7 protein-coding genes and 3 tRNA genes are annotated in these 13,343 nt (G+C 46.9%); 6 read left to right on the plus strand and 4 right to left on the minus strand.

The window, feature by feature from the left end; all coding sequences use genetic code 11:
- The first annotated feature begins 33 nt into the window (after positions 1-33).
- Positions 34-1,245: a tyrosine--tRNA ligase gene (gene tyrS, locus AC14M5_RS11720; RefSeq protein ID WP_484029851.1), complete on the plus strand. Its 1,212-nt coding sequence runs from the start codon at positions 34-36 to the stop codon at positions 1,243-1,245.
- 54 nt (positions 1,246-1,299) lie between these two features.
- Here tyrS and AC14M5_RS11725 read toward each other — a convergent pair whose 3' ends face one another.
- The 4 genes from AC14M5_RS11725 to AC14M5_RS11740 form a co-directional block, all read right to left on the minus strand.
- Entirely contained in the window at positions 1,300-5,415 is a 4,116-nt protein-coding gene (locus tag AC14M5_RS11725; protein ID WP_484029852.1) for a GAF domain-containing protein, read from the minus strand.
- A 142-nt stretch (positions 5,416-5,557) separates the two neighbouring features.
- A tRNA-Cys gene (locus AC14M5_RS11730) sits at positions 5,558-5,628 on the minus strand.
- A 59-nt stretch (positions 5,629-5,687) separates the two neighbouring features.
- Positions 5,688-5,759: transfer RNA gene (locus AC14M5_RS11735), tRNA-Gly, on the minus strand.
- Positions 5,760-5,788: 29 nt separating this feature from the next.
- Positions 5,789-5,861 (minus strand) — tRNA-Phe (locus AC14M5_RS11740).
- A gap of 205 nt (positions 5,862-6,066) precedes the next feature.
- On the opposite strand from AC14M5_RS11740, the gene rpoB reads away from it, so the two are divergent.
- The 5 genes from rpoB to AC14M5_RS11765 form a co-directional block, all read left to right on the plus strand.
- Positions 6,067-9,966, plus strand: a complete 3,900-nt coding sequence (gene rpoB, locus AC14M5_RS11745; RefSeq protein WP_484029853.1) for a DNA-directed RNA polymerase subunit beta — start codon at positions 6,067-6,069, stop codon at positions 9,964-9,966.
- A gap of 189 nt (positions 9,967-10,155) precedes the next feature.
- The gene (gene rpsL / locus AC14M5_RS11750) at positions 10,156-10,572 is read left to right on the plus strand and encodes a 30S ribosomal protein S12 (protein ID WP_484029854.1); all 417 of its coding nucleotides are present in this window, start codon (positions 10,156-10,158) and stop codon (positions 10,570-10,572) included.
- A 22-nt stretch (positions 10,573-10,594) separates the two neighbouring features.
- Positions 10,595-11,062 carry a 30S ribosomal protein S7 gene (gene rpsG, locus AC14M5_RS11755; protein ID WP_484029855.1) on the plus strand — a complete coding sequence of 156 codons (468 nt, stop codon included), beginning with the start codon at positions 10,595-10,597 and terminating at the stop codon, positions 11,060-11,062.
- A 42-nt stretch (positions 11,063-11,104) separates the two neighbouring features.
- Positions 11,105-13,180, plus strand: a complete 2,076-nt coding sequence (gene fusA / locus AC14M5_RS11760) for an elongation factor G (protein ID WP_484029856.1) — start codon at positions 11,105-11,107, stop codon at positions 13,178-13,180.
- Positions 13,181-13,217: 37 nt separating this feature from the next.
- A partial coding sequence (locus tag AC14M5_RS11765) for a GTP-binding protein (RefSeq protein ID WP_484029850.1) occupies positions 13,218-13,343 on the plus strand: 126 nt, incomplete at its 3' end.

Here is a 13,343-nt window from a genome sequence, read left to right on the forward strand (position 1 = left end):
CAAAAGAGCAAAGAAATTGCACAGGAGAATGTTATGAACATCGAAGAACAAATTGAATTATTAATGCAGGGCACAGAATATGGCGATGAAGATTTGAAGAAAGCCATGACTGCTGAACTCCGCGAACGCCTGAAACTCTCCGAGAAAGAGGGTCGGCCTTTGCGCGTGTACTGCGGCTATGACCCCACCTCCACCGACCTGCATTTGGGGCATACCATCTCCATGCGCAAACTGCGTCAGTTTCAGGATTTGGGGCATGATGTAACTTTCCTGATAGGAAGTTACACTGCATTAGTGGGCGATCCATCGGATAAAAACAAAGCGCGTCCAATCCTGACCCAGGAACAAGTGGCTGAAAATTCCAAGACCTATGCCGAACAAGCATTCCGTGTGCTGGATCGCAAGAAGACCAAGGTTCGTTACAACGGTGAGTGGCTCTCCGAACTCAACCTTGTCGATTTGATTCGCCTGGGCCAGAACTTTACTGTGCAACAATTTTTGGCGCGCGATAATTTTGCTAACCGTTTGGAAAAAGGTGAGCCGATCTACCTGCACGAGACTTTCTATGCTTTGATGCAAGGCTATGACGCCGTTGCAATGCAAACGGATATTCAAGTTGGTGGTTCAGATCAGTTGTTCAATATCATCGTGGCTGGGCGTAAATTGCAGGAATCACAAGGACAAAAGCCGCTGGTCGGCATCATCACCGGTATTTTGCCAGGCACAGACGGCGTGCAGAGAATGTCCAAATCCACTGGCAATATTGTTCCGATCAACAGTGGTGAGAACGATATGTTTGGCAAGTTAATGTCTGTGCCAGATTCAGCGATGGGCGTTTACATGCGCCTTGTCACGCGTTGGAGTCCGCATGAAATTGAAAGGATCGAGAAGGATATGGCCTCTGGAGCGTTACATCCACGTGATGCAAAGATGAAAATGGCGGGCGAGATCACCAGCATTTTCTATGGCGAAGATGAAGCAAAAGCGGCTCAGGAGAATTTCATTAAGACCTTCCAGCAAAAGGAAGTTCCCGATGAAATGCCCGAGTTTGAGCTGCAACCCGGTCAGACTGTAGTGGATGTCATTTTGGCGGCCAAACTGGCAGAAAGCAAAAGCAAGGCTCGCGCACTAATCGACCAAAAAGGTGTGCGTTTGGATGGGGAAGTTCTGGAGCGCGGTGATGCTGCTTTTCCTCACCCGGGAGTTTTGCAGGTGGGCAAGCGGCGTTTCCTGCGGGTGAAGTAAATTGAAATAAAAAGACGTGGTGAATAAGAAATCACCGCATCTTTTTATTTTTTGCTATTGACTTCTTTGGTTTTGCGACCTCTTTTTAATTGCCTTCTGAGGTTTTTTCGGTGAATTCGAATAAATGATTCTAGATTCACTTTCGATCATTTTTTTGAAAATACTTACTATAGCGGGGTCGAACTGCTTGCCGGAAAGATTAGTGATGTATTCCATCACCTCTTCCTCCTCCCAGGCTTCTCGATAGGGGCGGTTAGATAGCAGTGCATCCCAAACGTCTACAACTGCAAAGATGCGAGCGGATAGAGGAATTTCTTCGCCCTTTAATCCGCGTGGGTATCCTTTGCCATTCCACCACTCATGGTGGCAATAAGCAATATCTATGGTAGGGCGCAGGTAGGCAATGGGGGATAGCAAATCGTAGGCGTACTGGGGATGTCTTCTCATCTCTTTCATTTCAGTTTTTGTGAGGGGACCGGGCTTTCGCAGGATGTGATCTGGCACGCCCATTTTGCCGATGTCATGCAGCAATGCGCCACGGCGGATGTGAGTCAATTCAGATTTGGGTATGCCCATTTGCCGTGCCAGTTCCAGGGTCAGATTGGTGACGCGGCGGGTGTGTCCCTGCGTCTCTTTGTCACGCAGTTCAAGAGCTTTCCCCCATCCTTCAAGAGTTGTGTCATAAGCAAGCGAGAGTTCCTGGTTGGAGCGTTGCAGATTTTCGAACAATTGCGCGTTGTCAATTGCAATGATCGCCTGACCCGCAAGAGTTTTCATGAAATCTTTCCAATCCGTTGTTGGAGTAAATGGATATCTAAAATAGGTTTCGATGATGCCTTTTGTGGCACCTTTGTTAAAAAGTGGTACACCGTAATAGCTAACAAACCCTTCAGCGGAAAGATGATCTGGTTTAAGATTTACATCTCTATCCATATTTTTTATATAAAGATCATTGCGGCTCAATAGTATCTGGCTTGCCAGACCGTCACCGATTCCAATGGAGGTACGCCTGACGGATTGGCTGTTGAAACCGGTTGCAGTGTAGCAATCAAGCATTTGGCTGTTGAGGTTGAAGACGAGGATACGAGCGGCGCTTGCTCCCATTTTTGAGGTTAGATGTTCCGTCAGAATATCCAGCGTGATGTGCAAATCAATGCTGGAAGTGATCGCCGAATCAACTTCGCGTAGTGTTGTGAGGCGGCGGATCTGCTCCTCGCTTCTTTCATATAGATTGGAACGGTAGATTGCGTTACCAGCGATTTCAGCCAGCGTTGTGAGCAGACGTGTGTGGTTCGATTCAATTTGTCTTGGCTTCTGTATGGCCACAATGATGACACCAATTGTTTCGTTTGCTGTGTGGACCGGGACTGCGATTCCTCCCCAGCCTTTGCCGAGGAATTTTGCGTTTTCAGAATGTGCGATTGGGTCGTTTATGAAATCAGGGCTGATGTGAATGGTTCCGCTGGAATATACCTTTCCGATAATACCTTCGCCCGGGACAAAGCTGGATTTTGGCAGGCTTGCCAGCCATCCGCTGGTTGCATGAGGTATGAGCGCATCTGTTTCATGGTCATAAAGTAATATGGTGGCTGCATCGGTTCCAACACTTGCCCTGATCTCGTTTAAGAGAATGGGCAACATTTCATTTGTATCTTTCGCTGCACGGAGGCTAAAGGATACACGGTTAACCATTTCCAGCTCTTCAAGCCTTTGTCTTGTTTCGGTGTAAAGCCTCGTATTTTCGAGTGATGTAGCGGCCTGGTGGGCAAATGTCTGTGCCGCGATGGCATCGTCTTGAGTGAATGCGCCCGGGGTACGGCTGTCAATTGTCAGATAACCGATCACCTGTCCGCGGGAAATGAGCGGGACACCCATCCAGCCGCGCACGTGATGTGAGTTACCCCAATTTTCAAAGCGGGGATCTTTTTGGCAGTCCTCAATGGTCAATGGCTGACCTGTGATATTGATAATGTTACAAAGGATATTATCTGCCGGGAAGACCTGGTTTATTACTTTTTCGGGATCGGGTAGCCCCTTTGTGGCGGTAATACGAATGTACTCGCCCTCAATTTCCATGATCGAGGCGCTGTCGTATAGTGAAATTTTGTGCAGCCATTCGAGAATCGCCTCGTGCAGGGAAGGCAGGTCAAGCAGATTAGTGAGACTTGTAGTTGCCTGCATGACAGTTTCTGCACTCTCGCGCCGTTTTTTTTCCAATTCAAATAGCCGCGCTTTTTCAATGCTGGTTGCGGCTTGATTGGCAAAGGTTTGAGCAACCTCTGCATGTTCATTGTTGAAAAAGCCCGGTGTCTTGCTATCAAGATTTAGGAAACCAATAACCTCATCATGTGCAAGAAGTGGTATTCCCATCCAGCCGCGTATATAGTTTGTGGGTTCAAATTTTATAAAGCGTTCATCCAACTGGGCATCTGAAATGACCTTGGGCTGGCGAATAGCTTCCATACTGCCCCATTTTTCGGTATTGGATTTATATCTACTCCCGATCAATTCCTGCGGGATGTTTTTTCCGGCTACGATCTCAACATATCCCTGATTGATCAATTCAATGGATGCGCTGTCATAATTTATCAATTTCTTCAGTGAAATAAAGATATGCTCGAATAGTTTGTTTAATCCAACGATGGATGTTAATTCCAGGGTGGATTCGCGCATTATCTCCGCTTCTTCACGCCGCTTCTTTTCCAACTCAAAGAGACGTATCCTCTCCATTGCATTAACCATCCCCCCAGCAATTGTATTCAGAAGCCTTTCGTCGTTTTCAGTAAATGCATCAGGAAGCTTGCTTTCTACATTTAATACACCAATTATTTTTGACCCGCTGCCGATGGGAACAGAAAGCTCTGATCGAATGCCAGATGTCACTTCATAGTATTCAGGCTCCAATGAAACATCCCCGGAGCGGATTGGCCTGCCTGTGGCGGCAACTTTTCCAGATATTCCTTTCGATAAAGGGATACTAAGCCCCACGTTTTCAGGGTTTGTACCTCGGTAGGAAAAATGAGGCTGTAGTTGATCTCCTGTTTCATTGAGTAAAAGAACGCCACAGTTGTCCGAATATAGCGTATCCCCAATAATATTTGTAATACTTTGGATCAACTTATCTGCATCGCTGGCCGTCGATTCGGCCAGTGCGGCTGAATGGAGAATGCTTAACTCTTTCAATTGTCTTTGCAGTGCGGCCTCTGCCTGTTTTTGCTCTGTAATGTCCGACAAAATGCCATGCCAGAAAAGAGGCGTACCATCTTCGCTTTTTATGATCGAGGCATCTTCTTTTATCCATACATAATGTCCATCACGATGACGCAATCTGTACTCAATGCGGAAAGGTTCGTTTGTAATGTCAGTTCGGATATCTTCAGCGAGCACACGTTCCTTATCGTCCGGGTGAAGAGAATTCTCCCAGATGTTTTCACCGGCATCCCATTCTTCGGGCGTGTATCCAAGCAGGTCTTTCATGCGTGGGCTGATATATTGTGATGTCTGCGCATCGCCAAAGGTGTCCATAAAGACCACAACGGGCAATTTCTCGACCAGTAGCCGATATTGCGTTTCTGTATCACGAAGTGCAGTTTCGGTGGTCTTTTGCTTTGTAACGTCCGTGACAAAACCTTCATAATACATAATAGTTCCGCTGCGGTCCTTTACGGCTCTGGCATCTGTTGATGTCCAGATCAGGCTTCCATCTTTTTTCTGATTTTGTGCTTGAAACTTTTCAATCACCCCGTCTTGATTCAAGGTTTCAATGAAATCGTTATAAACTTCAGTAGATGTATAAATTCGCGCGCCTATATCATCTACTTCACTAACCATCTCGCCAGGAGACGCGTATCCATAAATTGAAGCCATGGTCGCATTAACTTTCACAAAACGTCCACCTGGCAATGATTGAAAGGCTCCCGCACTTGCAGATTCAAGAATATCTGAAAATTTTTCTGTGCGTTTGCTTCCATTGCTCTTTATAAATACGAATAGGATCCACGCTGTGGTGAAGATGAAAACCAAATCCTTTGATATTTGGGCAATGGAGAGATTCCGCGGATCTTTAATTAGAAAAGCTACGATTCGATCAGAAAAAAGAATCCATAAAACCCCTATCACTAAATAGGCGATGATGAATTTCAATGCAAGAATATTCCATCGAGTTTTCATGGAATCAAATATGACAACCTCTATCGTTTATTATAGGCTTATTTCGATAAAGATTCATGTCGATTAAATTGTAAATGAAATAATTTTATGGGTTTTTATGCCTGACAAAAAAACGAGCCCGCACATGCGGACTTGTTTTCAGAGGCGTCGACGGGATTTGAACCCGTGATGAGGGTTTTGCAGACCCTTGCCTTACCACTTGGCCACGACGCCATATATATAATGAGGATTGCTGACTGAATTATTTTCCAATCTGCAATCCTCCATATTTGAGCGGGCGATGGGATTCGAACCCACGACCTTCTCCTTGGCAAGGAGACGTACTACCACTGTACTACGCCCGCAGATTACGACCTACTTATCTGGCCGAGAGTGCCGAGACCCAGGATCGAACTGGGGACACCGCGATTTTCAGTCGCGTGCTCTACCAACTGAGCTATCTCGGCCAATATTCTGTTGTTAAGCGTCCGTGATTTTACACGCAGTTATATGTATTTGTCAAGAAAAGTGTCGAGCAATATATATTTTAGACTATCAAAGTAATCTGCTGCTTGACTTTTTCTCTTCGGTTCGATATAATTTCAGGTCGCTGTCCAAAAGGGCAGTTAAAATCGTTTTATCACTCAGCCAAATAAAAGTCAGGAGAGAAGAATGGCATCTTCTTTGCCCCAAAAAAGTTACGCACGAATTCCGGTTAAGCTTGATTTACCTAATTTAATAGAAGTGCAGCTTGATTCATTTGAAAGACTCAAGAAGGAAGGGTTGGGTGATCTCTTCCATGAGATATCACCAATTGAGTCGTATAACAAAGGTATGAAGTTGTTTTTCCCAAGCCGCGGTCCAGAGTCTCAACAATGGGGGCTTAAGTATTGGTTTGGAGAACCCAAACACAGCATTGAAGAATGTGTTGAGCGGGATCTAACTTACGCCAGCCCGTTATATGTCTCTGTTTTGTTGGCTGGCCCGGATGTTCCAGAACCGATCAAACAGGATATTTTTCTGGGTGATTTCCCTGAGATGACTGACAAGGGCACCTTCATTGTAAATGGTACCGAACGTGTAGTTGTTTCTCAATTGATCCGTTCACCTGGCGTTTATTTTGAAGCACCCGCAGACCGCGCTACTGGCCGCCCGCTTGCAATGGCAAAGTTGATTCCAGATCGCGGCGCGTGGATGGAATTCGAAACCCGCAAATCCGATTACATCATCTTGAAGTTCAACCGCAAACGCACCGTTCCAATTACGGTATTTTTACGCGCACTGGCTGCGGTAAGCGACGGCATCAAGGATTCTCCCATCAAACACGGTACAGATGAAGAAATACTCTCCATCTTAAAGGAAGTGGACAACAACCCTGATCGCATGTTCATTGCATCCACGATCAAGCAGGAACCCGATTGGGACCTAAGCAATCACACAATTGCCGAAGCTGCATTGATTGAATTCTTTAAGAAGATGCGCCCGGGTGACCCTGCAACACTTGAAAATGCCCGCCAGTTCCTTGAAGAGCAGTTGTTCGATCAGCGACACTACGACCTGGAACGTGTGGGTCGTTATAAATTGAATCAGAAATTGGATTTGAACATTCCAATTCCTCATCGTACTGTTTCAAAGAGTGATGTGATTCGATTGATCCGCCGCATGATTCAGATTAATAATAGCGCTGAACGACCTGATGATATCGATCACCTCGGCAACCGTCGCGTCAAGACGGTGGGTGAGTTGATCCAGAACAAGTTGCGGATCGGCCTGCGACGCATGGAGCGTGTCATTAAAGAACGCATGTCCATTCGAGACCAGGAGCAGCTTTCACCTGTTACATTAGTAAATATCCGACCTGTCGTTGCGGCTCTTCGCGAGTTTTTTGGTTCATCACAACTTTCGCAGTTCATGGATCAAACCAACCCATTAGCTGAACTCCGTCATAAACGCACACTATCAGCTTTGGGCCCAGGCGGCCTGCGACGTGAACGCGCTGGCTTTGATGTGCGCGATGTTCATCATTCACATTATGGACGTATTTGCCCGATTGAAACCCCCGAAGGTCCAAACATTGGCCTCATTGGTCGTTTGGCTTCCTTTGCCCGTGTCAATGAATATGGTTTTATCGAAACACCTTATCGCAGAGTATACAAATCCCTTCCATCAGATGATGAACGTCTGGAAGGCCGCACTTTGCGTGAGGATGTTTATGACCCCAAGTCTGAAGAATTGCTCTTCAAGTCCGGCACAGCCATAGACTCAAAAATACTAAAAAAGGTATCAAAATTTAACTCAGAGATAAGCGTGATTCCCTTTGTTTCGGATGAGGTCGTATACCTTTCTGCTGACGCAGAAGACAAGTACACAATCGCTCAGGCCAATGCCGTGCTAACGGAGAGCAAGGAATTTTCACGTGAGCGCATTTCCTGCCGCTACCATTCAGGTTTCATGTTCTCAAATGCCGAATCCATCGACTATATGGATGTAGCGCCTCATCAGGTCGTGGGTATTAGCGCAGCCCTCATTCCATTCCTCGAACATGATGACGCTAACCGTGCGCTCATGGGTTCGAACATGATGGCCCAGGCCGTGCCTTTGGTGCGCCCTGAGATTCCTCTTGTTTCCACGGGCATGGAAGGTCACGCCGCGCTTGACTCGGGCCAGGTTGTGGTCGCCGAAGCAGATGGTGAAGTCGTATCGGTAACCGGATCAAGCATAACGGTCAAAGAGAAGCGAAGCGGAAACCGCGTTTATCAATTGCGCAAATATCAAAGATCCAATCAAAGCACTTGTATCGATCAGCGTCCTTCTGTCGTAAAGGGACAGTTAATCAAAACTGGCGACATCATTGCGGACTCTTCATCTACAGATAGCGGTCAGCTTGCCCTTGGGCAGAACGTGGTTGTTGCCTTCCTTTCATGGGAGGGTGGTAACTTTGAAGACGCCATCCTGCTTTCTGAACGTTTGGTTCAGGAAGATCGTTTCACATCGGTCCACATTGAAAAACATGAAGTGGAAGCGCGCGATACCAAACTCGGGCCAGAAGAAATTACACGTGACATTCCCAATGTGGGTGATGATGCCATCAAAGATCTTGATGAAAACGGTATCATTCGCATTGGCGCGGAAGTTGGGCCAAACGATATTCTGGTTGGAAAGATCACGCCCAAAGGTGAGAAAGAACTTACACCAGAAGAGCGTTTGTTACGCGCCATCTTTGGCGAGAAATCCCGCGATGTTAAAGACACTTCACTGCGGATGCCTCATGGTGAACGCGGCAAGGTCGTTGATGTAAAAGTGTTTACACGTGAAGACAATTCCGATCTCTCCGCTGGCGTTGATATGATGGTTCGCGTTTCTGTGGCTCAACGCCGCAAGATTACTGCTGGCGACAAAATGGCAGGACGCCATGGAAACAAGGGTGTGGTTTCCAAGGTTGTTCCGGTTGAAGACATGCCATTCCTTGAAGATGGTACACCCGTTGATCTCATCTTGAATCCTCTCGGCGTACCTGGTCGTATGAATATCGGTCAGGTTCTTGAAGTACATCTTGGATGGGCTGCAAAACGTATGGGCTTCCGCGCTATTACCCCTGTGTTTGACGGTGCAAGCGAAGAACAGATCGAAGCTGAACTTGCACGCGCGTGGATCATGGATCAGGCCTGGAAAGAAGCTGCTGAGCGCGCCTGGGAGTGGATCAAGGAAGAAGAATATGATGCCAACTCCATCGAAGATGATGATGAGGTTCGTCGCTTATACCTTGAGCATTGGTTGGATAAACGCAAATATGACGTTTACAGCTTGAATGACCCAGAGTATGCGCATCATGCCACGGCCAAAGAATGGTTGCGCGAAAAGGGCTATTCCAACCCTGACGAGATCCTGCTCGAAAACCACGAAGCCGCGAATCACGATCCCAAACTGGATGAAATGACCGTCCGCGCTTGCCTGCGCTTGTGGATGGAATCCAATGGTATTACACGTCGCATCGCCGAAGACAAAGTTTTCGACACCGCTCAGGAATTAGCGAAGGAAAAAGGAATTCCATTGCCAACTCTTGGAAAGCAGACTTTGCGTGACGGCAAAACAGGTATTCCATATGATCAGCCTGTAACAGTTGGCGTGATGACCATTTTGAAGTTACATCACCTTGTTGAAGATAAAGTACATGCACGCTCAACGGGCCCATATAGTTTGGTTACACAACAACCGCTTGGTGGTAAGGCGCAGTTTGGCGGTCAGCGCTTCGGTGAAATGGAAGTTTGGGCGCTTGAAGCATATGGCGCTGCTCACACTCTCCAGGAAATGCTCACTGTCAAATCGGATGACGTTCAAGGCCGCGTAAATACATATGAAGCGATTGTAAAGGGTGAACCGATTGAAGAGCCAAGCATCCCTGCTTCATTTAGAGTGTTGGTCAAGGAGCTTCAATCCCTTGGTCTTGCAGTTGAGGCGATCAACGAAGGCGGTGACGTGGTCAAGTTTGGTAAGGATGAAGAGAAGATGCATCCGCCAAAACACGATACCGGCCTGCTGAGTCTGGGAGAGAATCAAACCCGAAAGAAGTAGGATTTTCTATTGACTTGGTAAATATGGCATGATAAAATAATTAGCCGTTGCCCGGAAAGCAAGAGTGGCTTTAACCCCACTCGACTCATTGGCAGCTACAAATGAGGCCATCAGGAATTGTTGTTGATGGTCTCATTTCTTGCGAATATAAAAATGGAATCTTGAAAGAATTTGTAATCGGAGGCGAATGTGCCGACAGTAAACCAAATGGTCCGCAAGGGCCGAAAAAATAAGAACGCAAAAAGCAAGTCACCAGCTTTGCAGTTCACATTGAACAGTTTCAAGCAACGCCGGTTCCGCCAGGATAAAGGTGCACCGCAGAAACGCGGTGTTTGTACCATTGTCCGTACCATGACGCCTAAGAAGCCAAATTCAGCGCTGCGTAAAATTGCGCGTGTGCGTTTGACCAATGGCATCGAAGTCACAGCTTATATCCCCGGTGAAGGTCATCAGCTGCAAGAGCACTCCGTTGTTTTGGTGCGCGGTGGCCGTGTGAAGGATCTACCAGGTGTTCGTTATCACATTGTGCGCGGTTCTCTCGACACGACCGGTGTGGCCAATCGTAAGCAGGGCCGCTCAAAGTATGGCGCGAAGCGTCCAAAGTAATTAATAGATGGAGAAGTAAGACATGCGTAGAGCAAAACCTGAGAAACGGGAACTCCTTCCCGATATCCGCTTTAATAGCATTAATGTACAAACCATGGTTCAACATGTGCTTAAGAGCGGGAAGAAGAGCACAGCCGTTCGCTTGATATATGATGCAATGGATTTGATCAAGGAACGGACAGAAAAGAATCCCCTGGATGTCTTTGATGGCGCGCTCAAGAATGTTGGCCCAGCCATGGAAGTCCGGCCGCGTCGTGTGGGTGGCGCAACTTATCAAGTGCCTATGGAGGTTTCTTCAGATCGCCGTACCACTCTGGCGATTCGTTGGATCCTTTCCGCCGCTCATGACCGTTCCGGTAAATCATTTTCAGACAAACTCGCTTCCGAGTTGATCGATGCCTCAAATGAGACCGGTTCAGCAATTCGCAAGCGTGATGAAACCCATAAAATGGCAGAAGCCAACCGTGCCTTCTCCCATTATCGTGTTTAGTTTTTTGATATTTATTTATTAAGGAAGCAGGTAGTAGTTAGAATGGCGCGCGTCTATCCGTTGGAAAAATACCGAAATATAGGCATCATTGCCCACATTGACGCCGGGAAAACGACAACCACTGAGCGTATCATGTTCTATACCGGCATGACACATCGCATCGGTTCTGTTGACGAGGGTACAACAGTGACCGACTGGATGGTGCAGGAGCGCGAACGTGGTATTACCATCGTTTCGGCGGCTGTATCAGCAGAATGGAAAGGCTATCAGATCAACATCATCGATACACCTGGCCATATCGATTTTACAGCGGAAGTTCAACGTTCTTTACGCGTGTTGGATGGTGGTGTCGTGGTTTTTGATGCGGTGCAGGGTGTTGAACCGCAATCTGAAACTGTGTGGCGTCAGGCTGACCGTTATGGTGTGCCGCGCATTTGTTTTGTTAATAAAATGGATCGTGTTGGCGCGTCTTTTGAGCGCACCATCGAAACCATTATTGACCGTTTGGGTGCTAACCCAATCCCGATGCAAATTCCCATCGGTTTTGAAGCAACTTTCAAGGGTGTGGTCGATCTTCTTACAATGAAGGCTGTAATTTGGGAAGATGATTTGGGTAAAGATCCGCACATCGTAGAAATCCCGGAAGATTTGAAAGAACAAGCGAAAGAAGCTCGCGCCAGGATGGTGGAAAAGATCGCCGAACTGGACGACGAACTGACAATGAAGTTCCTGGAAGCTCAGGAAATCAGCATCGAAGAACTTAAGCTTGCGCTTCGCAAGGGTGTACTTGCAAATAAGACCGCACCAGTTTTCTGTGGTTCTTCCTTAAAGAACAAGGGTGTACAGGTACTTCTCGATGCAGTAATTGATTATCTTCCTTCCCCCGCTGATAAACCAACTCTCACAGTATCTGAACCAGGTAACCCAGAAAATACCTTCGAAATTTCCGCGCAAGATGATGCTCCTTTGGGTGCATTAGTTTTCAAGATCGTAACCGATCCGTATGTGGGTCGTCTGGCTTATGTTCGTGTTTACTCTGGTGTTCTAAGTCAGGGTCAAACAGTTCAGAACACGACCAAAAAAGGAAAGAAAGAGCGTATTGGCCGTTTGATCCGAATGCATGCCGATCACCGCGAAGATGTGACTGAAATTCGCTCTGGCGATATCGGCGCTGTATTGGGTTTCAAGGAAAGTTTCACAGGCGATACGCTTTGTGATACAAAGGCTCTTGTTCTTGAAACTATTTCCTTCCCTGAGCCGGTCATTTCTATCGCAATCGAACCCAAAAGCTCAGCCGATCAGGAAAAGATGGGGGAAGCTCTCCGCAAGTTGGCAGAAGAAGATCCCACACTTCATGTAAACACAGATGAGGACTCCGGCCAGACCATTCTTAGAGGTATGGGCGAGTTACATCTTGATATTATCGTAGACCGTTTATTGCGCGAATTTAGAGTGCAGGCAAATGTTGGTGCACCACGTGTTGCATTTCGAGAGTCGATCACCAAAGCGGTTAAGGAAGTCAATTACAAGTACGCTAAACAATCTGGTGGTAAAGGTCAGTACGGACATGTCGTATTTTCACTGGAGCCGGGTGAACGTGGAAGCGGCATTCTCTTTGAAAATAAAATTGTGGGCGGTTCTATTCCAAAAGAATATATTAACCCAATTGAAAAAGGTGTTAAAGAAGCCGCTGAGGGTGGTGTGCTTGCAGGATACCCCGTTGTTGATATAAAAGTCACATTGTTTGATGGCTCTTTCCATGAAGTTGATTCGAGTGAAATGGCATTCAAAATGGCCGCTATTTTGGGCTTCAAGGAAGGCGTGCAAAAGGGACATCCCATTTTGCTTGAGCCGATGATGAAAGTTGAAGTTGTTGTTCCAGAGGAATACCTCGGCGATGTCATGGGGCAGATCAACAGCCGCCGTGGTTTGATCCAGGGCATGGAAGTTCGTCTTGGAAATGCACAGGCAGTTAAGGCAATGGTTCCGTTGGCAGAAATGTTCGGCTATGCAACCCAACTGCGTTCTGCTACACAGGGACGCGGCGTCTTTAATATGGAATTTGACCACTATGCGCCAGTATCGCAGTCAGTGGCGGAAGAAATTTTGAAAGCGTAACCAATCGTTTTTTTTCATAATTCAAGGAGTTTTTATAATGGCGAAGGAAAAATTTGATAGAAGCAAGCCGCATCTGAACGTGGGGACAATGGGTCACATCGACCATGGCAAAACCACCCTGACAGCGGCGATCACAAAAGTAGCCGGCCTCTCGGGACAGGCT

It is taken from the genome of Candidatus Villigracilis sp. (assembly GCF_057083605.1).

Coding starts and splice junctions, on each gene's coding strand:
- tyrS (WP_484029851.1), top strand. CDS start 34: ATGAACATCGAAGAACAAATTGAATTATTAATGCAGGGCACAGAATAT.
- AC14M5_RS11725 (WP_484029852.1), bottom strand. CDS start 5,415: ATGAAAACTCGATGGAATATTCTTGCATTGAAATTCATCATCGCCTAT.
- rpoB (WP_484029853.1), top strand. CDS start 6,067: ATGGCATCTTCTTTGCCCCAAAAAAGTTACGCACGAATTCCGGTTAAG.
- rpsG (WP_484029855.1), top strand. CDS start 10,595: ATGCGTAGAGCAAAACCTGAGAAACGGGAACTCCTTCCCGATATCCGC.
- fusA (WP_484029856.1), top strand. CDS start 11,105: ATGGCGCGCGTCTATCCGTTGGAAAAATACCGAAATATAGGCATCATT.